The organism is Massilia sp. CFBP9026 (genome assembly GCF_034045165.1).
Taxonomy (GTDB): Bacteria; Pseudomonadota; Gammaproteobacteria; order Burkholderiales; family Burkholderiaceae_D; genus Telluria; species Telluria arenae.
Window position 1 is genome coordinate 764,249 of the sequence record NZ_JAXCWH010000001.1, and the last position, 22,478, is coordinate 786,726.

The 22,478-nt window shown below is 67.8% G+C and carries 21 protein-coding genes; 5 read left to right on the forward strand and 16 right to left on the reverse strand.

Going from position 1 to position 22,478, the window contains the following annotated elements:
* From SOM28_RS03100 to SOM28_RS03145, 10 genes are all read right to left on the reverse strand, one after another.
* Complete coding sequence (locus tag SOM28_RS03100; protein ID WP_320467154.1) at window positions 1-969, reverse strand: phytanoyl-CoA dioxygenase family protein; 969 nt, start codon at window positions 967-969, stop codon at window positions 1-3.
* 142 nt (window positions 970-1,111) lie between these two features.
* Window positions 1,112-2,032 (reverse strand): polyphosphate kinase 2, encoded by a 921-nt coding sequence (gene ppk2 / locus SOM28_RS03105; RefSeq protein ID WP_320467155.1) that lies wholly within the window; start codon window positions 2,030-2,032, stop codon window positions 1,112-1,114.
* A 135-nt stretch (window positions 2,033-2,167) separates the two neighbouring features.
* Window positions 2,168-3,391, reverse strand: coding sequence for a ComEC/Rec2 family competence protein (locus SOM28_RS03110; protein ID WP_320467156.1), 1,224 nt, complete (start codon window positions 3,389-3,391; stop codon window positions 2,168-2,170).
* A complete protein-coding gene (locus tag SOM28_RS03115; RefSeq protein ID WP_320467157.1) occupies window positions 3,391-5,760 on the reverse strand; it encodes a TonB-dependent receptor in 2,370 nt (789 codons plus the stop codon). Before SOM28_RS03115 ends, SOM28_RS03110 begins: the two co-directional genes overlap by 1 nt.
* Window positions 5,761-5,865: 105 nt before the next feature.
* The gene (locus SOM28_RS03120; protein ID WP_320467158.1) at window positions 5,866-6,804 is read right to left on the reverse strand and encodes a FecR family protein; all 939 of its coding nucleotides are present in this window, start codon (window positions 6,802-6,804) and stop codon (window positions 5,866-5,868) included.
* Window positions 6,797-7,360 carry an RNA polymerase sigma factor gene (locus tag SOM28_RS03125; protein ID WP_320467159.1) on the reverse strand — a complete coding sequence of 188 codons (564 nt, stop codon included), beginning with the start codon at window positions 7,358-7,360 and terminating at the stop codon, window positions 6,797-6,799. Before SOM28_RS03125 ends, SOM28_RS03120 begins: the two co-directional genes overlap by 8 nt.
* A 123-nt stretch (window positions 7,361-7,483) precedes the next feature.
* Complete coding sequence (locus SOM28_RS03130; RefSeq protein WP_320467160.1) at window positions 7,484-9,253, reverse strand: monovalent cation:proton antiporter-2 (CPA2) family protein; 1,770 nt, start codon at window positions 9,251-9,253, stop codon at window positions 7,484-7,486.
* Entirely contained in the window at window positions 9,250-9,777 is a 528-nt protein-coding gene (locus SOM28_RS03135; RefSeq protein ID WP_320467161.1) for a nuclear transport factor 2 family protein, read from the reverse strand. The genes SOM28_RS03130 and SOM28_RS03135 overlap by 4 nt, the downstream gene beginning before the upstream one ends.
* 3 nt (window positions 9,778-9,780) lie before the next feature.
* Window positions 9,781-10,593, reverse strand: a complete 813-nt coding sequence (locus SOM28_RS03140) for an SDR family oxidoreductase (protein ID WP_320467162.1) — start codon at window positions 10,591-10,593, stop codon at window positions 9,781-9,783.
* 38 nt (window positions 10,594-10,631) lie between these two features.
* Entirely contained in the window at window positions 10,632-11,036 is a 405-nt protein-coding gene (locus SOM28_RS03145; protein ID WP_320467163.1) for a GlcG/HbpS family heme-binding protein, read from the reverse strand.
* 206 nt (window positions 11,037-11,242) lie between these two features.
* Here SOM28_RS03145 and SOM28_RS03150 point away from each other — a divergent pair, with 206 nt between their 5' ends.
* From SOM28_RS03150 to htpX, 4 genes are all read left to right on the forward strand, one after another.
* Entirely contained in the window at window positions 11,243-12,136 is an 894-nt protein-coding gene (locus tag SOM28_RS03150; RefSeq protein WP_320467164.1) for an AraC family transcriptional regulator, read from the forward strand.
* A 45-nt stretch (window positions 12,137-12,181) separates the two neighbouring features.
* Window positions 12,182-12,565, forward strand: coding sequence for a hypothetical protein (locus SOM28_RS03155; protein ID WP_123068098.1), 384 nt, complete (start codon window positions 12,182-12,184; stop codon window positions 12,563-12,565).
* A gap of 134 nt (window positions 12,566-12,699) precedes the next feature.
* Window positions 12,700-14,292 (forward strand): TerC family protein, encoded by a 1,593-nt coding sequence (locus SOM28_RS03160; protein ID WP_320467165.1) that lies wholly within the window; start codon window positions 12,700-12,702, stop codon window positions 14,290-14,292.
* Between the two features lie 38 nt (window positions 14,293-14,330).
* The gene (htpX, locus tag SOM28_RS03165; RefSeq protein WP_123068100.1) at window positions 14,331-15,206 is read left to right on the forward strand and encodes a protease HtpX; all 876 of its coding nucleotides are present in this window, start codon (window positions 14,331-14,333) and stop codon (window positions 15,204-15,206) included.
* Between the two features lie 6 nt (window positions 15,207-15,212).
* On the opposite strand, the gene SOM28_RS03170 is transcribed toward htpX, so the two are convergent.
* The 5 genes from SOM28_RS03170 to SOM28_RS03190 all read right to left on the reverse strand — a co-directional run bounded on the left by SOM28_RS03170 (window position 15,213) and on the right by SOM28_RS03190 (window position 20,284).
* A complete protein-coding gene (locus SOM28_RS03170; protein WP_123068101.1) occupies window positions 15,213-15,833 on the reverse strand; it encodes a TadE/TadG family type IV pilus assembly protein in 621 nt (206 codons plus the stop codon).
* A complete protein-coding gene (locus tag SOM28_RS03175) occupies window positions 15,820-16,278 on the reverse strand; it encodes a TadE/TadG family type IV pilus assembly protein (protein ID WP_123068102.1) in 459 nt (152 codons plus the stop codon). Before SOM28_RS03175 ends, SOM28_RS03170 begins: the two co-directional genes overlap by 14 nt.
* On the reverse strand, window positions 16,275-17,789 hold the full coding sequence (locus SOM28_RS03180; RefSeq protein ID WP_320467166.1) for a pilus assembly protein TadG-related protein: 1,515 nt from the start codon (window positions 17,787-17,789) through the stop codon (window positions 16,275-16,277). Before SOM28_RS03180 ends, SOM28_RS03175 begins: the two co-directional genes overlap by 4 nt.
* A gap of 72 nt (window positions 17,790-17,861) precedes the next feature.
* Window positions 17,862-18,908, reverse strand: a complete 1,047-nt coding sequence (locus SOM28_RS03185) for an Lnb N-terminal periplasmic domain-containing protein (RefSeq protein WP_320467167.1) — start codon at window positions 18,906-18,908, stop codon at window positions 17,862-17,864.
* Window positions 18,905-20,284 (reverse strand): nucleobase:cation symporter-2 family protein, encoded by a 1,380-nt coding sequence (locus SOM28_RS03190; protein WP_320467168.1) that lies wholly within the window; start codon window positions 20,282-20,284, stop codon window positions 18,905-18,907. The genes SOM28_RS03185 and SOM28_RS03190 overlap by 4 nt, the downstream gene beginning before the upstream one ends.
* Window positions 20,285-20,381: 97 nt before the next feature.
* Between SOM28_RS03190 and SOM28_RS03195 the strand changes: the two genes are divergently transcribed.
* Window positions 20,382-21,737, forward strand: a complete 1,356-nt coding sequence (locus SOM28_RS03195; protein WP_320467169.1) for an MBL fold metallo-hydrolase — start codon at window positions 20,382-20,384, stop codon at window positions 21,735-21,737.
* On the opposite strand, the gene SOM28_RS03200 is transcribed toward SOM28_RS03195, so the two are convergent.
* Entirely contained in the window at window positions 21,731-22,435 is a 705-nt protein-coding gene (locus SOM28_RS03200; RefSeq protein ID WP_320467170.1) for a lipid-binding SYLF domain-containing protein, read from the reverse strand. The two genes, SOM28_RS03195 and SOM28_RS03200, sit on opposite strands and share 7 nt — an antisense overlap.
* Between the last annotated feature and the right edge of the window lie 43 nt (window positions 22,436-22,478).

Here is a 22,478-nt window from a genome sequence, read left to right on the forward strand (position 1 = left end):
TCAGATCCACTGTGCTTGATGGTCGATGGTGTCGGGCAGGTAGGTCAGGTATTGCACCATGCGCGGCAGCGTGCCGCGATTGGGCGTGGCGCAATGGGGCAGGGCCTGGTGCCACAGGAGGAAGTCGCCAGCCTGGCCCGGCACCGCGGTCGGCTCCAGGTCGCGCAGCGCCCAGTCGCGCGGGTGGACGCCTGCCGGCACCCGCGCCAGCCATTCCGGCAGACGCCGGTGAAAGCCGGGAACGCAGTGGAAGGCGCCATCGAGCGGCCCGCAATCGCCGAGGTACAGCAATCCCTGCAGCCGGAACGGCATCGGCAGGGACAGGCTTGCATCCCAGTGCAGGGGGCTGCCCTGGAAGCGCGAACCGCCGTCCTCGGGTGGATTGAAGCTGACCTTGTCGATGGACGGGTAGATCGCCGTGCTGCCGTACAGCTGTTCGCAGGCGCGCCGTACCAGCGGCGCGGCGCGGTTGGCCGCCAGCGCCGGATGGTCGTAGAAGTCGAGCATCATGCCGCGCTTGCCGGGATGCTCGCGATACCAGGAGCCGGGATCGTCGGCACTGGCGCCGAGGAAGTCCCAGATTGCCTGGCACGCCGCCTCGCACTGCGCGCGCGGGACGACCCCCGGCAGCACGAGATAGCCATGGCGGTCCCAGAATGCGCGCTGGGCCGCAGAGAGTGCGCCATCCTCGATGCAGGCCGCCGCATCCGGGACGGCCGGCTGCGGCCGGCCGGTCTCCAGCAGCCAGGTCTCGAACACCTGCCGGTTCGGGCGTTGGCGATACAGGAATTGCAGCGCGGTCTCGATCGAGATGCCGCGCCGGTACAGGGCCCGCACCTGGCGTTGCCAGTCCGGTCCGCTGGCGGGGCCGCCCATGCCGACGCTGTGCTGCCGCAACGCTTCGAGCGCTGCATCGTCGTCGTCCGCCCGCGCAGGGAAATCTGTCTCAGAATGTTCTTGCAAGGTCATCGGTCAAGTCCAGGAGGCCGGCGTGATGGGATCGCCACGCGGAAAACCGATGTGAAGCTTAGCAAAAAGAACAGTTCCTGGACAGAAATTCGTCGCTCCGCTTCTGTGACCGACCACAGGCCGGCTGCGCGCCGGCCGTGGGCTAGAACACCTCCGGCACGATGATCTCGGGCGGCACCGGCCGCCGCACGTAATCGTCGTGGTATTCCCGTTCCGGCAGCGCAATCACGGGCCGCTCGACCTCGACGTAGGGCATCTGCTGCAGCAGGTGATGGATGCAATTCAGGCGCGCACGCTTCTTGTCCACCCCTTGCACCACCCACCAGCGCGCTTCGGGAATGTGGGTCCGCTCGAGCATGATTTCCTTGGCCCGCGTGTATTCTTCCCAGCGCCGGCGCGATTCCAGGTCCATCGGGCTCAGTTTCCACTGCTTGAGCGGATCGTGGATGCGGCTCAGGAAGCGCGCGTTCTGTTCCTCGTCCGAGATCGAGAACCAGTACTTGATCAGCTGGATGCCGGAGCGCACCAGCATGCGCTCGAACTCCGGCACCGTCTGGAAGAATTCCTCGTACTGGCTGTCGGTGCAGAAGCCCATCACGCGCTCGACGCCGGCGCGGTTGTACCAGCTGCGGTCGAACAGCACGATCTCGCCCGCTGCCGGGAGGTGCGAGACGTAGCGCTGGAAATACCACTGGGTGCGCTCGCGGTCGTTCGGCGCCGGCAGCGCGGCCACCCGGCACACACGGGGATTGAGGCGCTGGGCGATGCGCTTGATGACGCCGCCCTTGCCGGCGGCGTCGCGGCCTTCGAACAGGATCACGACCTTGTGGCCGGTGTGCACGACCCAGTCCTGCAGCTTGACCAGCTCGGCCTGCAGACGGAACAGCTCATGGAAATACTGGCGTCGGCTTTCCTTCTCCTGCTCGCTGCGGGTAGGCGAGGGCAGCAGCGTGTCCGGGTCGAGGTCGCGGTCGTCGAGTTCCAGCTCGAGTTCTTCGTCGTAGCTGTCGGTGAGGTCGCGCTGCACGCGGCGGGTGAGATCGGTAGGTTGGGCGGTAGGCATGAATGCATCCTCAGGGAACAAGAAAATCCGCCCGGTGCGGGGCCGGCGGATGAGCGGCCGTTCACGAGAAAAAACACCGGGTGACCGGCCCAGTCTAGCGCCACGGTGTGTCACCCATATGACAAGGCGCAGTGCTCAAGGTGCCATGTGCGCCGTCGCCAGTTGCACGATATCGGCCTCGTCGGCGTTGCCGGTGACCGCCACATGGAAGTGGCCGCCGCCCGGCGCCACCCGCACGACGACGTGGCCGTCGTGGCTGCGCAGGCGCCGCGTCAGGCGACCGTTGGCCAGCAGGTTTTCGCGCATCACGGAGGTGGCGAACACGTCGCGCGGCCCTGGATAGTGGCGCTCGCTGAACATGCGCTCGAGCTGCAGCATGTCCGGGTGGGCGATGTGCCAGGACTGGATCACCCACACCCGTGGCCGCAGGCTGCGCACGATGTCGCCGTCCAGGCCGTCGAACATCCCGTGGTGGTCGGCGGTGGCCACGGTGACGGAGCCGGCCGCGCGCGTCGCCGGCCCCAGCACGTCCTGCCATGGCAGCGAGCCGTCGGCCGTATAGCTGGTCAGGTCGCCGCCCGTGAAATAGCTGAACGGGCCGTAGCCGATGCGCAGCGCCGCCGAGCACTGGTTCTCATTGGGCCAGTCGGCGCACGGCAGGGTAGCCAGGTCCGGGAACAGCGAACGGGTCGATTCGCCCTGGCCGGTCCAGACCACGCCATTGGCGGCCACCGTGCGGACTTCCCAGTCCGGCACGCCCGGCCGATGGCCGCGTGGCGCGACCTGGCTGGCGCTGCCGACCCGGAACCGCTCGACCGCCAGCCCGGCCGCGCGCCGCGCCGTGACCCAGGCCCGGTAGCCGGCGGCGAACGGAGCGTCGACGCGCTGCGGATAGGCGTAGTCGGGAAAGCCGCGGTCGATCACGGTGCGCACCGGGAGCTGCTCGGCGACGTCGGCGACGCCGTCCGTATGGTCCGGATGCACGTGGGTCGCCAGCAGGTAATCGATGCCGTCCAGCCCGGCCCGGCGCAGGTGGCGTGCCGCATAGCGGCCGATCCACTCCCCGGGACGGCGGCTGGCGTCGGGACGCGGCGCCACCGAGACGTCGAGGGCGTTCGACGAGGCGCCGGCATCGATCAGGAGGCTGGTGCCGTCCGGCAGCAGGACGAAGCTCGCGTTGCCGCGGCCGGTGGCGATGTGGTGGATGTCCAGCCAGCCGGGCTTCCAGGGCGCCAGGCGCTCGCCAAGCCGGTCGGGCACCTCGCCGGCGGTGGCCAGCGCGGACGACGGCCAATGCCAGGCCGGGCCGGCCAGCAGCGCCGCCAGCAGCGCCCGGCGCTGCATCGACGGGGCGGCCATCAGAAGCGTCCCGTCAGGCTCAGGCCGAAGGTGCGCGGCTCGCCGGCGTAGCGCGCGCGCACGACCTGGGTCGAGCGCGTCAGCAGGTAGTCGGTATCGTTCGCATTCTTGACCCAGGCCAACAGGCGCCAGCTGCGGTCGGGCGACTCGACGCCGGCCGACAGGTTGGCCAGGCCGAAGCCGGGCAGCTGCAGGTTGGGGTCGTTGGCGGCGCCCGTGTTGTAGCTGTCCTTCCACGCATAGCTGGCGGCGCCGACCAGATAGCCGAACGAGACCGGATAACTGAAGTTGGCGGCCAGGCCGGCCTGGCGCCGCGGCGAATTCGACAGCGGGTTGCCGCTATTGTTGACGGTGCCGACCACGAACCGGTCGTAGCGCCCGTCGAGGTAGCCAAAGCTGGCCGACAGGTCGAGCCAGGACGCTGCCTTCCAGGCCAGTTCGACTTCGGCGCCGTCGACGCTGGCCTTGCCGGCATTGACGATGGAGAGGATGCCGGTCAGGGTATTGTTGACGAACTCCTGCTTGTCGCGATACTTCATGCGGAACAGGGCGGCGTTCAGGCGCACCCGGTTCTGCAGCCATTGCGACTTGAGCCCGAGTTCGGTATTGGTCACGGTTTCCGGGTCGAAGGGCATGCTGAAGGCCGCGACGCTGGTGGCATCGGCGTTGTAGCCGCCGCTGGTGAAGCCGCGGCTGGCGCTCAGGTAGGCCATCAGGCCGCTGCGGGGCGTCCAGCTCAGCACCGCGCGCGGCGTGGTCTCGGTCCAGCTGTGGGCCAGGCCATCGACGCGCCAGCCGTTCGCCGGCCGCACCAGGTCGCTGCGCACGAGGCTGACGCGCTTGCGGTCGCGCGTGGTGCGCGCGCCGACGGTCAGGTCGAGCGTGTCCGTCAGGTGCAGCGTGCCGTCGGCGAACACCGCGGCGCTGCGGCTGTCGACTGACTGCTCGGCGAGCGTAGAGCTGGCCAGCAGGCCCGTGCCGGCGGCCAGGCCGCGCACGCCGAGCTGGCGATCGCCATTCTCGTCGGCAAAATAAAGGCCCGCCACGAAGTCGCCGCGCGCCCATTTGGGGCTTGCATAGCGCAGCTCTTGCGAGAAGGTCGTGATCTGGTCGGCGTCGCGGGTGATGCTCTGGCTGCCGCCGGTCAGCAGCGAGTAATGGGCGCCAACGCCTGAATAATCCTCGCCCGACTGCGACTTGCGCCAGGCGCTGATCGACGTGATCTCGCCCGCGTCCAGGCGCCAGACCAGCTTGGCGGACAGGCCGGCGATGATGCGCGCGAAGCGCTGCTCGACCCCGACTTCGGAGGTGCGCACGTCGCCGTCGTTGCCCAGCGTGTCGGACGACAGCGTGCGCCCGCCGTTGCGGTCGTCGCCATAGTCGGCGCTGAAGGTGGCGTCGAAGCCGCTGCCCGCGCGGGCATAGGCCTGGGCGCGGAAGTTCTGGCTGTCGATGTCGTCCTGTTCGCGTCCCGTCAGGCGATCGCGCCCCAGGCCGTCGCGCTTGCGCAGCGAGGTCGAGATCTTGAAGGCGGCATTCTTGGACAACGGAACGTTGAGCACGCCCTTGGCCTGGCGCTCGCCATGATTGCCGACGATGAGTTCTGCTTCGGCCGCGAACTGCGCCGGATCGGGCTGGCGGGTGGTGATCACGATCGCGCCGCCGGTCACGTTGCGGCCGAACAGCGTGCCTTGCGGACCCTTGAGCACGGCGATCGATTCGAGGTCGAACAGTTCGAAGCTGGCCGCGCTGTTGCGCGGGATGAAGACGTCGTCGACCACGATGCCCACCGGTTTGTTGACGCCGATCTGGTTGAAGGTATTGCTGATGCCGCGGATCGCGATCGTCGGATTGGCCTGGCTGAAGCTCGACACCAGCAGGCCCGGGGTCAGGCGCGCCAGGTCTTGCAGGCCCTGGACGCGGTGCACGTCCAGAGTCTTGGCCGACAGCGCGGTCATGGCGATCGGCACCGCCTGCGCCGATTGCGTGCGCTTCTGGGCGGTGACGGTCACCGTGGTCAGTTCACTTTCTGCGGTTTCGCTGGCGGTGGTGGCGGCGTCGTCCTGGCCGGAACGAAAGACGAGGATGGCGTTGCTGCCATCCTTGCGGGTCGCCATGCCGGTGCCGGCCAGCAGCCCAGCCAGCGCCTGCGCCGGATCCAGGCTGCCCTGGACGCCGGGGCTCGTGCGTCCCTGGACGTCGTCGGCGCGGTACAGCAGTTGCACGCCGCTCTGGGCCGCATAGCGGTCGAGCGCCGTCTTGAGATCGCCGGCCGGGATCTGCAGCGGCATCGCCTGGGCCTGGACTGCGCCGCAGAACATGGCGGCGCACAGCGCGCCGATCAGGGTGGTGAGGGTGGATTGGGCCATCGTCGTTTTTCCTGGTGTGAGAGGAGCCATGCGGCTCGATTGTGTGCTGCTCCCCTCAATGACGGACCGTCGAGAAAAATCCGGCATGGCGCCCGCAAAAAAACATCAGCGGCTGATCACGACGTCCTTGCCGCGCCGTTCCGTGCGCAGGCCGAAACCCTGTTCGAGCAGGCGCAGGAAACCGTCGACATTGGTCGGTGCGAAGCTGCCGCCCAGGACGATGCCGGCGACTTCCGGGCTGTCGACGACGATCTTGCGCGCGTTGTAGCGATTGAACTCGTCGACCGCTTCGCCCAGGGGCGTCCGGTCGAACACGATCCGGCCTTCACGCCAGGCGAGCTGGCGATCGGTATGCGCGGCGTCGTGCACGCTGCGCGCGATGGCGCCGGCGTGGGCCAGCGCTTCCTCGTCGGGCGCGAGTTCGACCGCGGCGGCGCCATCGCTGACCCGCACCCGGCCCTGGGCTACCAGCACGCGGGTGCCGCCGTCCTCGCGGCGCACCGTGAAACGGGTGCCCAGCACCGTGATGCGGCTGGCGCCCGCCTCGATGACGAAGGGGTGCGCCGGATCGTGGGCGACGTCGAAATAGGCTTCGCCGCTATCGAGCCAGACGGTGCGCGCATCCTCCTGCGATGAACGCAGCCGGGTGTCGGTGTTGAGCGTGACGCGCGAGCCGTCGGCCAGCGCGACCAGGCGGCTCTCGCCGACCGCGGTCGCATAGCGCTGCACGCCGTGATCGTCCCTCATCGACGCCAACTGGGCGCCGAGGGCGCAGGCGAGCGCGACGCCGGCGGCGATGCGCCAGGGCGAAAAGCGTGCCAGGGGCGGCGTGGCTGCAGGCGCGCGCTCGCTGCCGCGTAGGGCATCTGACTCACCCCAGGCGGCGCGCAGGCGCAGCCATGCCACCCGGTGGCGGGTGTCCGCCGCCAGCCAGGCATCGAGCCCGGCTTGCTGCGCGGCGTCCCAGTCGCGCCGATCCTGGCGCGCCAGCCAGGCGGCCGCTTCTTCCTCGACCGTCGCGGCCTTCCTGTTCGTGTCAGTCATCCGTGCCTCTCTTGCGCAGCTTGCGCTCCAGCTTCGCGATGCCAGCGCCGATGCCGCGCGCGAACAGCGCGTCGGCCAAAGCGCGCATGCCGTTCGCGATCTGCCTTTCCACCGTATCCTCGGTGATCCCCATCTCTTGCGCCACCTCGCGCTGCGACAGGCCGTCCACCTTGCGCCGCACCACCACCTCGCGGCAGCGCGGCGGCAGCGCCTCGATCGCCTCTTCCAGCACTTCCAGTTCGGCGCGCCCGCTGGCATGGCGTTCCGGCGTCAGTTCGTCGGTCGCCATGTCGTCGAGTTCGGCGAAGGCTTCGATCGACACCACCTGGCTCTTGCGGGCGCGGTCGATCAGCAGGTTGCGCGCCGTGGCCAGCACGAAGGCCGCCGGACGCTCCGGATAGCCGCCGCGCGCCGCCTCGTACACGCGCGCGTAGACCTCCTGGCGCAGGTCCGGCCATTCGGACGCATCCCGCCAGTTCCGGCGCAGGTAGCGCATCAGCGCGCCCTCGACGGGAAGTATCTCGTGGATGAACCACTCGTCCAGATCTTTGAGCATGTGTTACATGGGGAGACGAACGGTCCTGGAAAATCCGGTATCGGATCGCAAAAAAATGCTGCGCCGATAGTCTAACCCGAGTATATGACGCCTCGATGAAGCATGCTCGGCGGCTGGCGCGCTTCAGCGCTCACGGCCTTGCGCATTATTCCGGATCAGTCCAGGCGCCGCGTATAGCCCCTCGGTAACCTGGATCGCCAGCCGTTCGGCATCGCGCCGGCGCACGGCGTCCATTACCGCGTCGCGCACCCGGGCGTCGGGCTCGAGCAGTTCGAGGGCCTTGCCGGCCAGGGTCAGCGCCGATTCGAAGGTTTCGCGCACCTGCCAGTCCACCCCGAGCCGGATCAGCTCAAGCGCGTGCTCGCGGTCGAAGGCGCGCGCCAGCACCGGGGTGTGCGGGAATTCGGCCCTGGCGATCTCCACGATCCTGAGGCAGGCCTGGCGGTCGTCGATCGCCACCACGATCAGCCGCGCCTCCATGGCGCCGGCCGCCTGCAGGATGTCGAGCCGGGTGCCGTCGCCGTAATGGACCTTGAAGCCGAGCGGCTCCAGGTCGAAGATCGCCTGGGTGCTGGTCTCGATGATCGACAGCGAGTAGCCGTTCTCGAGTAGCGGCTGGCTGGCGATCTGGCCGAAACGGCCGAAGCCGATCAACAGCACGTTGGCCGACAGGTCCGATGGCGGCGTCACCGACGCGGTCGAAGGCGCCCACTTCGGCATGAAGGCGTCGTACAGCATGATCAGGAACGGCGTCAGGATCATCGAGACGATGACGGCGGTGGTAAGGATGGCGTTCTGGCGGGCGTCGAGGATGCCAGCGGCGGTGGCGGCCGCATACAGCACGAAAGCGAACTCGCCGCCCTGGGCCATCAGCACGGCGCGGCCGACCGCCTCGCGGTTGTCGAGGTCGAACATGCGGGCGACGCCATAGATGACCGCCATCTTGAGCAGCATGTAGCCGGCCACGGCCAGCGCCACCTGTTGCCAGCCGCTGACAATCACGCCCAGGTCGAGGGCCATGCCGACGCCGAGGAAGAACAGGCCGAGCAGGATGCCGCGAAACGGCTCGATGTCGGCTTCCAGCTGGTGACGAAAAGTCGATTCCGACAGCAGGACCCCGGCCAGGAAAGCGCCCATGGCCATCGACAGGCCGCCCAGCTGCATGGCATAGGCCGCGCCCAGCACGACCAGCAGGGCGGCGGCGGTCATGACTTCGCGCGCCCGCGCCTGGCCCAGTATCCTGAATAGCGGGTCGAGCAGATAGCGCCCGGCCAGCACCAGGCCGGCGATGCTCGCGGCGCCGATGCCTAGTGCTTCGATCCTTTCCCGGCCGGCGATGCGTTCGGTGTCCGGCGCCAGCAGGGCGACCGCCGCCAGCAGCGGAACGATCGCCAGGTCCTCCAGCAGCAGGATGGCGATGGTACGCCGGCCGCGCGGCAGGCCGCGCACGCGGCGCTCTTCCAGCATCTGCATGACGATGGCGGTCGAGGTGAGCACGAAGCCGGTGCCGCCGACGAAGCTCTGGGCGAACGGAAAGCCCAGCACCATGCCGAAGGCGGTGAGCAGGGCGCTGGCGCCGGCCACCTGGGCGAAGCCGAGGCCGAAGATCTCGCCGCGCATCGTCCACAGCCGCGAGGGCTGCATCTCCAGGCCGATCACGAACAGGAACATCACCACGCCCAGTTCGGCGACGTGCAGGATGGCCTGGGGATCGGCGATGACCTGCAGGCCGAATGGCCCGACGATCATGCCGGCGGCCAGGTAGCCGGTGACCGAACCCAGTCCCAGGCGCTTGAACAGCGGGACGGCCAGCACGGCCGCGCCGAGCAGCATCAGGATCGGCAGCAGCTCGACGGGCGCCGCCTGGGTGTGGCCGGCGGCAGGGGCGCTCATGGCGGCGGGTTGGCAGGTTTGACCCGGGTCCAGAGCTCGTTGAACTCGATGGCATCGAAGAAGGCCCACACCCGCAGCGCCCGCCCGTCGCGCATTTCCATGATCCAGGTATAAGTGTTGACGTAGGGCTTGCCGTCGAGCGCCGTGCCCTGGGCGTCGAAGAAGACGATCACCGTATCGCCGTCCGCGACCAGCTTGCGCACGGTTGGCCGCAGCGGCTTGGCCATGCGCGCATTGAAGGGGTGGATCACTTCGCTCATGAAGGCGGCCTTGTCGGAATAGGTACGCGAGGCCAGCGAGCGCCCCACGATGGTCCACTGCGCGTCGTCGGCCAGCAGGGCGAACGGTCCACCGGTGCCCTCGGCCCAGGCCTGGAAGGCGGCGCGCACGCTTTCCCTGTTGGCCGATTCAGTCTCTGTCTTCATGGCGGCGCTGGCATCGCTGGAATCGCCCGCCCGCAGCGGGAAGGGCGTGCCGGCAGCCAGCAGCAGGGCCGCCAGGCACAGGGTTCGAAAGATCGACATGGCCTAGATCGTGTTATCCCAGGCGGCCAGCTGGTGCTGCTTGAGCATGTCCTCGATCACCTTGGGTATCACGTTGCGGAACTTGCCGCTGTCGGCCGGGACGATCTCGATCATCCGGTCGATCATCTCTTTCGGGTCCATCTTGCCTTCCGGCGTGGCGAAGAAGTCGTCGAAGCCCTTGCGCAGCTGGGCGCGGCTGGTGAGGTGCTTGCGCTCGTCGAGCCAGCGGAAAGGATTGTCCGCCATCGTCTCGTTGTAGCCGGTGTAGTAGGCGCCGGGGTTGATGGTCTGGATCCGGATCCCGTAGGCGGCCAGCTCCTGCTGCAGCGCCTCGGCGATCGCTTCCAGCGCGTGCTTGGTCGAGACATAGGTGCCCCAGTTGGCCGGCGTGAACAGGCCGCCCATCGACGAGGTAAATACGACCTTCTTGCCTTGCGGCTGGCCACCGTCGATCCACTTGCGCACCACGCGCTGGGTGAGCGTGAGCGGGAGGAACACGTTCACCTCGTAGTTCTTGCGTACCAGGTCGATCGGGATTTCCCAGACCGGCCCGGCCTCGCCCATGCCGGCATTGTTCCACAGGACGTCATAGTCCCATGTCAGCGCCTGGTCGATGTCGTAGGGATCGGTCAGGTCGAGGCGTTCGACCCGGATGCGGTCGGCCAGGCCGAGTTCCTGGACCTGCTCGCGCAAGGCGGTCACCTGTGACGACACATGGACGGTGGAGATGATGTTATGGCCGTTCTTTGCCATGCCGATGGCGGCGCCGCGGCCGAATCCGACGGCGGCGCCGGTGATCAGGATAGTCTTGGACATGTGAATACTCCTTGTTGTTGGAGAAAAGAAGGAAGGGTTCAGACTGCGTAGGCCGCGGCGCCGGCGCGGGCGATCTCCTGGTCCTGGGATACCGCCCCGCCCGAGACGCCGACCGCGCCGACCACCGCGCCATCCCCGGACCTGAACGAAATGCCGCCGGCGAAGGTCATGAGCCCGCCGTTGCTGAGCTCGAGACCGGGCGCCGGCGCGCCCGGCTTGCAGTATTCCCAGACGTCTTCGCTATTGCATCCGAACAGGGCCGCGGTCCTGGCCTTGCCCAGGGCGATGTCGATCGATCCCAGCGGGGCGCCATCCATGCGCTGGAACGCCTTCAGGTGGCAGCCGCCGTCGATGACCGCGATCACGGCGGGTACGCCCAGGGCCTGGGCCCTCGACTGCGCCGCGTCGATCATCGCTTGCGCCTGCTGGCTAGTGATAAGCATGTGCATCCTCCCTCGTCGAACGTCACGGATCGGGTGCCGGCGGCTGCCACCAACAGCAGGTAGCGAGGTGTGGCCAAGGACGGGGTATCGTCTGGTGGTCGGCGGCAGCTGCCAGCACCTGATGCGATTATCTTTAAAACATGGTCCGTGGCGTGGTAAGTTATTGCCAAGATTTGGTATTTACTTGCCATCAGTGGGAGGCGGTCATGCACCCTTCACCTGTACCGGATAACCGGCTGCTGGCCACCCCGGTCGCGTCCAGCCACGGGAGTGCCTGGAGCGGCGTCGGCGTCAGCGTCTACGAGTGGACCGCGGCGGGAAGCGTCGGCTCCGGCGTGGTCGAGCAGGACGTGATCGGGATGCGCATCTCGGGCGCCGTGCGCCTGACCCAGGTGCGCGACGGCAAGACCCATAGCGCCATGATCGGTCCCGGCAATATCGGCGTGCATCCGCGCGGCATGCCGTCCGAATGGGCCTGGGACGGACCCGGCGCGATCATGCTGATGCGGGTGCCGCCGGCGCTGCTGCAGCAGGCGGCCGAGACGGCGCTGCGCGGCGCGCTGCCCCGCACCGAGCTGGCCAACTGTTTTTCGGCGCGCGACCCTTTCGTCGAGCGCATCGTGGCGCTGTTCCTGGCCGAGATCGAGCGCGCGCCGCATCCGGCCCAGGCCTATGTGAGCCAGGCTTTGTCGAGCGCGCTGGCGCTGCACCTGGTGCACCGCTTCAACTGCCAGCTGGCGCCCCTGGCGCCGGCCCCGCGCGGCCTGAACCCGCGCAGCCTGCAGCGGGTGAAGGAGTTCATCGAGGCCCACTTGGGCGAAGAGATCGACTTGCAGATGCTGGCGAACGTCGCCAACGTCAGCCGCTTTCATTTCGCGCGGCTGTTCCGGCGCAGCACCGGCGCCAGCGCCATCGCCTGGCTCGAGCAGGCGCGCATGCGGCGCGCCCAGGAGCTGATCCGGCAGGGCCGGCTGCCGCTGGCGCAGGTGGCGGCGCTGGTGGGCTATGCCGACCAGAGTTATTTCACACGCCGCTTCCGGCTGGCGGTGGGGGTGACGCCGGCGCGCTATGCCCGCTTGTGCGCGGCGGGGCGGAGCTAGGCGAACGCATGCTATACTGACAGCGTTCCGACTCTCGCACTGTATATGAGACGATTTTTCGTCATCTGCCTGACCCTGCTGCTCCCCCTGAACATGTTTGCCCTGGCCATGGCCGCATCCGCGATGCAGCCGGCCGGCGCGACGGAACACGTCACACCTTCCGAAGTCCTCATCCACACTGCTGCGCTCGAGACCGATGCGGCCGTGCCCCTGTTCGCCGATGCCTACCTGTCGGGCGGCTACGATTGCCAGGCCGGCTGCGAGATCGATCCCGATGAGCCGCCAGCCGGCGCCGATGTCCACGACTCCGTCTACGAAGACCTCGGCCTGCAAGTGGACGGCGCCCCGGGAGGCGCGATCGCGCCCCCGGCGCCGCCACGCGCCAATCACTCCTCGTTTCCACCGCTAAAACCCCCGCGCATGGCCTGAGGGCCTGCTTCGCCGCCTGCGCGGCGCCCCTGGCCGATCACGATCCCCGCATCGCGGCGCACGTCACCCGACTGCGCCGCCGTGCCCGCGATCGCGGCCGCGACACACATTTAGCAAAATAACGAGGTAATACCATGGAATGGCTATTCGACCCGGCAATCTGGGCGGGTCTGCTCACACTCGTTGTCCTGGAAATCGTCCTGGGCATCGACAACCTGATCTTCATCGCGATCCTGGCCGACAAGCTGCCGCCGCACCAGCGCGACAAGGCGCGCCTGATCGGCCTGACCCTGGCCATGCTGATGCGCCTGGGCCTGTTGACCATCGTTTCCTGGCTGGTGACGCTTACCACGCCGCTGTTCGCGCTGGGGCCATGGTCGCCCTCCGGGCGCGACCTGATCCTGCTGCTGGGCGGCGTGTTCCTGCTGTTCAAGGCCACCGTCGAGCTGCACGAACGCCTGGAAGGCGTGACCCATGTCCACACCCAGTCGAAGGTGTATGCCAGCTTCGGCGCCGTGATCGTGCAGATCGTGGTGCTGGACGCCGTGTTCTCGCTCGACGCCGTGATCACCGCGGTCGGCATGGTCGATGAGCTGGGCGTCATGATGGCGGCCGTGATCATCTCGATCGGCGTCATGATCCTGGCGTCCAAGCCGCTGACCCGCTTCGTCAATGCGCATCCGACCGTGGTCGTGCTGTGCCTCTCTTTCCTCTTGATGATCGGCCTGTCGCTGGTGGCCGAGGGCCTGGGCTTCCACATCCCGAAAGGTTATCTGTACGCCGCGATCGGTTTCTCGATCCTGATCGAAGCCCTGAACCAGTTCGCGCGCCGTAACTTCCTCAAGAACGAGGCGCGCATGCCGCTGCGCGACCGCACCGCCGACACCGTGCTGCGCCTGATGGGCGGCAAGCGGCGCCAGGATGCCGAGCCGGATGCCCACGACGAGGAGCAGGAAGAAGCACAGGCCTTCGGCGTCGAGGAGCGCAATATGGTCAGCGGCGTGCTGACCCTGGCCGACCGCTCGATCCGTTCGATCATGACGCCGCGTTCGGAGATGTCCTGGGTGAATCTCGACGACGAGGCCGACGACATCCTGCGCCAGTTGCAGGAGTCGCCGCACAGCCGGATGCCGGTCTGCCGCGGCCAGCTCGACAACCTGGTCGGCATCGCCCGCACCAAGGACCTGATCAGCCAGCTGGTGCTGCAGGCGCGCATCGACGACGAAGTCGTCGACGGCAATGGCTCCAATGGTCCCAATGGTCCAATAAGGAAACCGATCCTGCTGCCCGATACCGCCGGCGTGCTCAAGGCCATGGACACGCTCAAGCGCGCCCACGGCCAGCTGGTGCTGGTGACCGACGAATTCGGCATCGTCCAGGGCCTCTTGACCCCGGTTGACATCCTGGAGGCGATCGCCGGTGAGTTCCCCGACGAGGACGAGCAGCTGGCGATCCAGCCCAAGGGTCCCGGCGAGTGGGAAGTGATCGGCACGGCCGACCTGCACCAGCTGGAGCAGGTGCTGGAGACCGAGGGCCTGGTGAGCATCGACGATGACTACACCTCGCTGGCCGGCTTCCTGCTGGCGCGCTTCGAGAGCATGCCGGAGCCGGGCCAGGAGATCGAGATCGACGGCCTGCGCTATCGCATCCTGAGCGTGGAGGAGCGCCGCATCGCCAAGGTGCTGGTCCAGCGCATCGTGACCGACGACGCCGAGCAGGCCGCCTGAACCCATTTTTTTACCGCAACCGTACCAAGAAGGACATCATGAAACGTACTCTTTTGTTTATCGCGACTAACCTGGGCATCATGCTGGTGCTGGGCATCACCGCCAGCCTGCTGGGCGTGAACCGCTTCCTCACCTCGAACGGCCTGGATCTGACCAAGCTGCTGATGTTCGCCGGCCTGATGGGCTTCGGCGGCGCCTTCATCTCGCTGCTGCTGTCCAAGCCGATCGCCAAGTGGTCGACCAAGGCCCGCGTGATCACCCAGCCGTCCAACTCGACCGAACAGTGGCTGCTCAACACCGTGGCGGCCCAGGCCCAGCGCGCCGGCATCGGCATGCCCGAGGTGGCGATCTATGAGGGCGAACCGAACGCCTTCGCCACCGGCGCCACCAGGAACTCGTCGCTGGTCGCGGTGTCGACCGGCCTGCTGCAGTCGATGACCGAGCAGGAAGTCGAGGCCGTGCTGGCGCACGAGGTGGCCCACATCGCCAACGGCGACATGGTCACGCTGACCCTGATCCAGGGCGTGGTCAACACCTTCGTGATCTTCATCGCGCGCATCGTCGGCTACTTCGTGGATGGCATGCTGCGCAAGAATGACGAGGAAAACACCGGTCCCGGCATCGGCTACATGGTCACCGTGATCGTGTGCGAGATCGTGTTCGGCATCCTGGCCAGCATCATCGTGGCCTGGTTCTCGCGCCAGCGCGAGTTCCGCGCCGACCGCGGCGCTGCCAACATCATGGGCCAGTCGCAGCCGATGGTCGCGGCCCTGCGCCGCCTGGGCGGCATGGCCGAAGGCGAGCTGCCGAAGAATATGAGCGCATTCGGCATCTCGGGCAAGGGCGGCGCGATGGCGCTGTTCTCGAGCCATCCGCCGATCGAAGAGCGGATCGCGGCCCTGCAGGCGCGCTGACCCTTTTCAGGGGCAGGGGCAGGGGGATTCGCCGGCCTGGTAGCCGAACGATTCCACCGGCACGATCGTGGTCGCCCGGTGCAGCGGCACGCGCATGTCGACGAACGGCAGCAGGATGCGCGAGCGCACCCGCGGGCACTCGCCGGCGCCGTCGTCGGCGCTGCCGCAGACGCGCACCTGGACGAAACGGATGCAGTTCGCGGCATTCGGATTGGCCATGCAGATTTGCCGGTTGCGTGCCGCCGAGTTGGGTATCGAACCCGGGGCGACCAGCGCCAGGCTCAGCTTATCGTCGTCGGGGTCGCGAGTCAGGGCCAGGTAGTCGATCTGCAGGTGGGCGTCAGATACCGGCGACGCCAGCGGCAGCTCGCCGGGGCTGGTGCGAAACACCGCCGCGTACTTGAGCCGGGCGATGCCTGCACTGTCGGTCGGGTACACGTGCGCGGCGCTGGAGGCGGCTCGGCGGGTCACTTCCTGCAGCGTGCCGTAGATGTAAAGCATGCGCGCGACCTCGATGATGCCGAAGATGAGCAGGAAGAATATCCACGCGAGCAGCGCGAACTCGACGGCGGCGGTGCCGCGCTGGCGGCGCAGCGTGCGCGGCCTGGCTGGATTACTTGCCGACATAGGGCTCCACCACGTTGACCACGATCGGCAAGCCGTACGGCCCGAGATAGAGATTGAAGATGGGATCGCGGATCCGGAGCGCCAGCGCGACCTTGACCGTGCTCGGCACTTCGCCGATCAAGAAGCCGCAGTTGTAGCTGTCGCATTGCACGTCGGTGGTTGCCGCGTTCCGGCCCAGCGCCAGGTCGACCATTTCCCTTTTCGCGATCTCGACCGCCACCGCCTTCGCCTCGACGGCCAGGGCGGGCGAGCGCATCTCGACGGCCGGCACCGTGGCCATGTAGCGCGCCGCGTCCTGCGCCGCCTTGTGCGCGACGGTGTAGTGCCACATCAAGCGGGCGCACAGGATCAGGGACGCCAGTACGAGCGCCAGGCATGGCAGAAGGACGGCGAATTCCACGGCGGCGACGCCGCGTTGCCGGCGCCAAGGGAGTGCGAGGTTCATGGATAGAGCTCCACTGCGCCGGGGATCGCCTGCTCGGATGCCGTACCGGCGAATTCGGCAATGAGGGTGTCGCTGGTGGCGGGCACCGTCATGAAGAACTTCCCGATCCCGAGGACGGTGGCCTCGACGTTGGAGCCGGACGGCGCCGCGCCCGCACACGACAGCAAGGGCACGTACAGCACCCGCCGCAGCGGCGTGGCGTAGTTCTCGCGCAGGCTCGATGGCGCGGACACCGTGGGCGGGTTCATGGTGTTGTATGGATAGTAAGGCGTGTACTGGCCCGAGCCGGGATATTTGTTGGCCGCAATGTCGGTCCGGTACAGCTTGGGCCAGTCGGCGGTGGCGAACGGCGTGTAGCCGCCGGACGGCTCGGGAACGCCGGCGCTGTATGACGAGAATCTGACGGCCTTGGCGTACGACCACAGCGGCCCGAAGGAGCCGGCGTTGACGCCGGCCATCCCGCTGCCCGGATGGGGAATATCGGCCACGGTCTCGAGCCGGCCGCGTTCGATAGTGGTCCTGGCGGCGAGAAGGCCGGTGGCCGGGGACATCCACGGTGCGCCGCCGGCGGTGTCGTAGGCATAGGCGCGGATATTGGTATCGGGAGCGCCGCCGGCGGGAAAGCACAGGTTATGGCTGTAGTCATCGAAGCGCGAGTTGAGCTGGGTGGCCAGTCCGGCCAGCGGCGCAGTCGCCGGCAGCGACGATACCCGGATCGGGCCGCCGGTCAGACGGGGCATCCACAGGGAGCCGGCGCACACGAAGGGTCCCAGGATGCCCGTATTGAACGAGGTGCTGGCCATGCCCGGCGGGATGACCGGATTGATCATGTAGCGCGCGGCTGTGGTGGCTCTCGGGTTGAGCTGCATTAGGTCGTAGCTGATGCCGCGCCGGAAGCCGTACTCGACCAGTTCGTGTTGGCTCAGGTCGGAGTTGGAGCGTTCGCTGGCCGCGGTCTCCGACATCGCGCAGATGGCGAGCGGCACTGCCTGGATGCCGGCGCGGCCGGCGATCGCCGTGTCGGCCACTTCGATCGTGGCCAGGCTGCTCGAGAGGACGCGCATGAAGATGGTGCTGATACTGGCGGTCTCCGCGCCGAGCGCCGCGGTATCCACCTTCGCATAGAAGTAGGCGGCGCCGTTGCCGGCCCCGTCAGCGCCGACCCAGGCGCCGCCGCGCGCCGGCGTGGTGCCGAAGCTGAGGGCGGACTCGCTCCATGCAATCGCGGTGCCGTAGCTATAGGTGAAGCGCTCGGCGGCTTCGCGTGCACGGGTCCTGGCGGCCGTGATGCCGCTGCTCTTGCCGTTGAGTTCCTTGGCCGCGGCCAGCGCGGCGGCCTTGGCCATGCCGCTCAGCTCGACCTTGCGGTTGTAGACCATGCCCATGTCCAGCGCCAGGCCGGCAAACGCCACCACCAGCACCAGCAACGGCACGAACATGATGGCGAACGCGCCGTCCTGGGCCGCGGGTCCAGGCTGGCGTTGCCACGGCGGATGTCGACCCGATACCATTGCGTTTCCTTATCGATTCCTGGCAGCGTCGCAGGAGCAAATCGAACCTGAGTCGATTCTATCGATGAGGGGTCAACGCCTATTGATCTTCAACAGTTGATCGGGAACAGTTGGCGCGGCAATGCCCGGCACGCCGGCCCGGATCGCCTGCGAAAAGTCGTGCGCATTGGTATCGGAAGCTTTTGCGCGCGCATTGATGTGGCCACGCTCGCGCAAGACCGCGTAGGGCAGGCCCGAGGTCAGCGCGCCCTGGTCGTACGCGTATTCGGCGAAGTGCCCCGACGCCAGCAGGCGGTAGTCGAGCGGCAGGGCGGGATCGATCTGGCGCGCCACCTCGAACAGGATCGTGGTGCAGTTGCTGGTCAGGGTATTGTAGAACTCCGGCTGGCGCCGTAGCCGCTCGGCGCGCGCCAGGTAGTCCAGCAGCACCGAACGCAGCTGCGCGGGCGTCGCCCGCAGCCGGTACAGATAGACTTGCTCGCCGCGCGCGTTGCTGCGCGTGCGGATCAGGTCGCGCTCGTCGGACGCGACGATCACCTGCTCGAACTTGCGGAAGAACCCGCCGATGGCGGAAAATTCCTCGTCACGCTCCTTGCGGATCTCGAGCGAGAACACCAGCCTTTGCCCGTCGCTGAAGCCGAACGACACCAGGGTGTGGGCGATGTGCGGTCCCATCCAGTAGGACAGGACCAGGTCGGCCGACTCGAGCCGTGACAGGTCGTAGCGCCGGGTTTCCCAGCGCGGCGTGTAGTCGGTCTCGGTGCGCCACTCGAAGGCGCGCACATTGCGCAGCTCCAGGTGGTCGCCGTCGACCGTCGATTCCAGCAGGCGCGCGACGTCGTCGGCCCACGGTCGATCGTGCGACGGCGCGAGCGACTGCCACCACCCCAGCATCGCAAGCGCTGCCAGCGCGCCCGCCAGCAGCAGCCTGCGTTCGTACCGCCAGCCCGGCGCACGCGCCAGGACCAGCGCCACGGCCAGGCCGAGCAGGGTCCAGGCGCCGCCGATGGCCAGCGCAGGCGACGGCGCCAGCTGGAACCGCAGCGCCAGTGCGCCCCACGCCGTCACCGCCACGACCGGCGGCGCCAGCAAGCCCCTGGCCAGCCGCTTCCAGTTCATTGCGATTCTTTCGGGCCTGCTGCCTGCTCGGGCAGGAACCAGTTCAGCAGTAGCGCGCACAGGCCGCCGGTGGCGACGCCCGATTCGAGCACGTTGCGCACCGCGGCCGGCATATGGGCCAGGAATTCGGGCACCTGGGACACGCCCAGCCCCAGCGCCAGCGATACCGCGATCACCAGCAGCGCGCGGCGGTCGAGCGTGACGCTGGCCAGGATGTTGATGCCGGCCGCAGCGACGGCGCCGAACATGACCATGGCGGCGCCGCCCAGCACCGGCTCCGGCACTGCCTGGATCACGCCGGCGACGGCCGGGAACAGGCCCAGGATCACCAGGAACAGGGCGATCCACATGCCGACGTGGCGGCTGGCGATGCCGGTCAGCTGGATCACGCCGTTGTTCTGGGCGAAGATCGAGCTGGGGAAGGTGTTGAAGATGCCGGCCAGCAGGGAGTTGGCGCCGTTCACCAGCACCCCGCCCTTGATGCGCTGCATCCACAGCGGCCCCTCGACCGGCTGGCGCGAGACCTTGCTGGTGGCCGTCACGTCGCCGACCGCTTCCAGCGAGGTGACCAGGTAGATCACGATCATCGGGATGAACAGCGACCATGAGAAGCCCAGGCCGAAGTGCAGGGGCGTGGGCACCTGGAACAGCGGCGCCTCGTGCATGCCGGTAAAGTCCAGGCGTCCCATCCAGCCGGCCAGCGCGTAGCCGACGGCCAGCGCAATGACGATGGCGGCGCTGCGCATCCAGACCACCGGCACCCGGTTCAGGATCACGATGATGGCCAGCACCACGCCGGAAAGCAGCAGGTTCTCGCCGTTGGCGAAGCTGCCGTTGGCCATGGCCGCGTAGCCGCCGCCCATGCTGATCAGGCCGACCTTGATCAGGGTGAGACCGATCATCAGCACTACGATGCCCGTGACCAGCGGCGTGATCAGGCGTTTGACGAAGGGCAGCACGCGCGAGACGCCCATTTCGATGAAGGAGCCGGCCACCACGACGCCGAAGATCGCCGCCATCACCGCCTCCACCGGCGTGCCCTGCTTGACCATCAGGGCGCCGCCGGCGATCAGCGGGCCGACGAAGTTGAAGCTGGTGCCCTGTACGATCAGCAGCCCCGCGCCGAACGGGCCAAAGCGGCGGCATTGCACGAAGGTGGCGATGCCCGAGATCACCAGCGACATCGAGACGATCAGGTTGGTGTCGCGGCTGGACACGCCCAGCGCCTGGCAGATCAGGAGGCCCGGTGTGACGATGGGGACGATGATGGCCAGCAGGTGCTGCAGGGCGGCCAGCATGCCGAGCAGCGGAGGCGGACGGTCGTCGAGTCCGAGGATCAGTTCCGAGTGCGTCTGCTGGGAGTGCGATGTCGACATGGGATGCGGCCGGGCAAAGACGCGATTCTACAGCCAGACGGGCTGCGGCAGGCGGCCGGCGTGTAGAATGCCGCCTTTCACCGGGAGGGGACAGGACATGGCGGAGCTGACGATATCGAGGATCCTGCACGCGGGGTATGTCTTCGAGTACGGGGGCAGCCGTATCGCCTTCGATACCATCTTCGAGAATCCCTTCAGCCGCAACTGCCACGCCTTCCCCGACGTGCGCTTCGACCTGGATGCCATCCGGCGCCAGCGTTTCGACGCCGTCTTCATCTCGCACTTCCACGACGACCATTGCTCGCTCGAGAGCCTGGACCTGTTGGAGCGCGCTACGCCGATCTACCTGTATTGCCAGTTCGAGGCGCTGTTCGACATGCTGCGCCAGCTGGGATTCACCAGCGTCCATGCGCTGGCGCTGGACCGGGAGGTCGAGGTGGGCCCGTTCACCGTCATCCCGCGCGAGGCGATGGATATCGACGTCGATTCGATGTTCCAGGTGCGCGCGGCCGGCATGAATGTGCTGAACGTGGTCGACTCCTGGATCGACGACGACACGCTGGCCAAGCTGGTCGCGCAGGGACCGTGGGACATGGTGCTGTGGCCGTTCCAGACCATGCGCGAGCTCGAGGTGCTGGCGCCGTCGCGCCACGCCGCCGCGCCGCCCGGCCTGCCGGAAGAATGGATCGCCCAGCTGCGCGCGCTGGCGCCGCGCTACATCGTGCCGAGCTCCTGCCAGTTCCAGCAAGAGCCGTGGTCCTGGTATAACCGCGCCTTCTTCCCGATCTCCTACGCCCGCTTTGCGCAGGAGGTGGGAGCGGCCATGCCGGAGGCGCAGGTGGTGCGCCTGAACCCCTCGGTATCGATGCGGCTCGATGCCGGCGGCCTGCACCCGGCGCCGCCGCTGGCCTGGGTCATTCCGGTGGGCGCGCAAGACGTCGACTACGTCTACGAAGGCAATGCGGCGCCGCCGTCTACTGGCGAGATCGCCCGCCATTTCGCACCCCTGACGCCGGAGGAACAGGCAATCGTGACGGATTACTGCCTGCGCGGGCTGGCCGAACGCTACGGCGCGACCGAGGCGGACTCGGACTACTTCGAGCGGCCCCGCATCTGGCGTCTGTCGATATTCGACCATGCGGGCGAGGCGCGCGACTATCACTACCGCCTCGACGGCGAGCGCGCGGTCCTGCTGGATCCTGGTGCCGATGCGGGCCCGCTCAGCTGGACTACAGAGGTGCCGTCCGCCAAGCTGCATGCGGCGCTGGCGCTCGGAGAATCGCTGACCTCGATGTATGTGCGCATCAACGGCGCCGTCTTCGATGCCGAGACCGAGCAAGCACTGCAAGATGCCGAACTGGTCGACGACCCCTTGATCCGCTGCCTGTTCGGCGACACCTTCGGCGCCTACCAGGCGGCCCAGCTGCGCCGCCTGCTGGCGCGCCCTTACTGATCGCCAGCGTCGCCGTTGACCGCGCTGGACGCGACCCGGGCCAGCGTCTGGCCTTGCGGATTGCTGACGCTGCGCGTGACCAGGATCTCGACCGGCGTTGCCCCCGCGCCGTAATAGGCGTGGTTGCGGCCGTCGTCGACCGAGATCACGGTTCCATCCAGGTTCAGGCCGCCATACAGGCCCTTCGAGCGCGTGTACACCACCATGTCGGCATTGAGCGGCGCACCGGTGCCGGCGCCGACCGGGCCGGCGGCGACGCTCACGTCGGCGCCCAGCTTGAACGTGGTCGACAGCAGTGAATTGAGGCCCTTCTCGGTCATCACCAGGGCCACCATCTCGGACGCCTGGGCGCCGGCCTGCAGTCCGATGGAGCCGGCCGCGATGCGGTAGAAGGCCGGCCCGGCCCAGGCATCGCCCTTGCGCGCGATGAGGACCGCCGAGCCGCCCGAGCCGCCGACGATGAAGCCGGCCTGCACGATGTCGGGACTGATCAGGACCGCTTTGGCGTGGCCGACGTGTTCGCGGAACCAGCCCATGTCGGGATCGCGCACGAAGTTGTTCAGGGTGGCCTGGGCGGCGTCGACTCGAGCTTGAGTCTCGTCGCGGGTGGGCTGCCCGGCGCAGGCGGCCAGCGCCAGCGTGGCGCCCAGGATGGTCGGCATCAGCAAGCGTCTCGTGTTGCCTGGTTGTGCCTTCATGATGACCTCATAGGGAAGTGGATGGGCAGTTGGATGCAGGCGC

What these genes read in the sequence shown, in the direction of transcription:
- SOM28_RS03120 (WP_320467158.1), bottom strand. Translation starts at nt 6,804, where the DNA reads ATGACTGACACGAACAGGAAGGCCGCGACGGTCGAGGAAGAAGCGGCC.
- SOM28_RS03200 (WP_320467170.1), bottom strand. Translation starts at nt 22,435, where the DNA reads ATGAAGGCACAACCAGGCAACACGAGACGCTTGCTGATGCCGACCATC.
- SOM28_RS03160 (WP_320467165.1), top strand. Translation starts at nt 12,700, where the DNA reads ATGGAATGGCTATTCGACCCGGCAATCTGGGCGGGTCTGCTCACACTC.
- htpX (WP_123068100.1), top strand. Translation starts at nt 14,331, where the DNA reads ATGAAACGTACTCTTTTGTTTATCGCGACTAACCTGGGCATCATGCTG.
- SOM28_RS03135 (WP_320467161.1), bottom strand. Translation starts at nt 9,777, where the DNA reads ATGTCGATCTTTCGAACCCTGTGCCTGGCGGCCCTGCTGCTGGCTGCC.
- SOM28_RS03175 (WP_123068102.1), bottom strand. Translation starts at nt 16,278, where the DNA reads ATGAACCTCGCACTCCCTTGGCGCCGGCAACGCGGCGTCGCCGCCGTG.
- SOM28_RS03110 (WP_320467156.1), bottom strand. Translation starts at nt 3,391, where the DNA reads ATGGCCGCCCCGTCGATGCAGCGCCGGGCGCTGCTGGCGGCGCTGCTG.
- SOM28_RS03180 (WP_320467166.1), bottom strand. Translation starts at nt 17,789, where the DNA reads ATGGTATCGGGTCGACATCCGCCGTGGCAACGCCAGCCTGGACCCGCG.
- SOM28_RS03170 (WP_123068101.1), bottom strand. Translation starts at nt 15,833, where the DNA reads ATGTCGGCAAGTAATCCAGCCAGGCCGCGCACGCTGCGCCGCCAGCGC.
- SOM28_RS03190 (WP_320467168.1), bottom strand. Translation starts at nt 20,284, where the DNA reads ATGTCGACATCGCACTCCCAGCAGACGCACTCGGAACTGATCCTCGGA.
- ppk2 (WP_320467155.1), bottom strand. Translation starts at nt 2,032, where the DNA reads ATGCCTACCGCCCAACCTACCGATCTCACCCGCCGCGTGCAGCGCGAC.
- SOM28_RS03125 (WP_320467159.1), bottom strand. Translation starts at nt 7,360, where the DNA reads ATGCTCAAAGATCTGGACGAGTGGTTCATCCACGAGATACTTCCCGTC.
- SOM28_RS03185 (WP_320467167.1), bottom strand. Translation starts at nt 18,908, where the DNA reads ATGAACTGGAAGCGGCTGGCCAGGGGCTTGCTGGCGCCGCCGGTCGTG.
- SOM28_RS03140 (WP_320467162.1), bottom strand. Translation starts at nt 10,593, where the DNA reads ATGTCCAAGACTATCCTGATCACCGGCGCCGCCGTCGGATTCGGCCGC.
- SOM28_RS03130 (WP_320467160.1), bottom strand. Translation starts at nt 9,253, where the DNA reads ATGAGCGCCCCTGCCGCCGGCCACACCCAGGCGGCGCCCGTCGAGCTG.
- SOM28_RS03100 (WP_320467154.1), bottom strand. Translation starts at nt 969, where the DNA reads ATGACCTTGCAAGAACATTCTGAGACAGATTTCCCTGCGCGGGCGGAC.
- SOM28_RS03155 (WP_123068098.1), top strand. Translation starts at nt 12,182, where the DNA reads ATGAGACGATTTTTCGTCATCTGCCTGACCCTGCTGCTCCCCCTGAAC.
- SOM28_RS03115 (WP_320467157.1), bottom strand. Translation starts at nt 5,760, where the DNA reads ATGGCCCAATCCACCCTCACCACCCTGATCGGCGCGCTGTGCGCCGCC.
- SOM28_RS03145 (WP_320467163.1), bottom strand. Translation starts at nt 11,036, where the DNA reads ATGCTTATCACTAGCCAGCAGGCGCAAGCGATGATCGACGCGGCGCAG.
- SOM28_RS03195 (WP_320467169.1), top strand. Translation starts at nt 20,382, where the DNA reads ATGGCGGAGCTGACGATATCGAGGATCCTGCACGCGGGGTATGTCTTC.
- SOM28_RS03150 (WP_320467164.1), top strand. Translation starts at nt 11,243, where the DNA reads ATGCACCCTTCACCTGTACCGGATAACCGGCTGCTGGCCACCCCGGTC.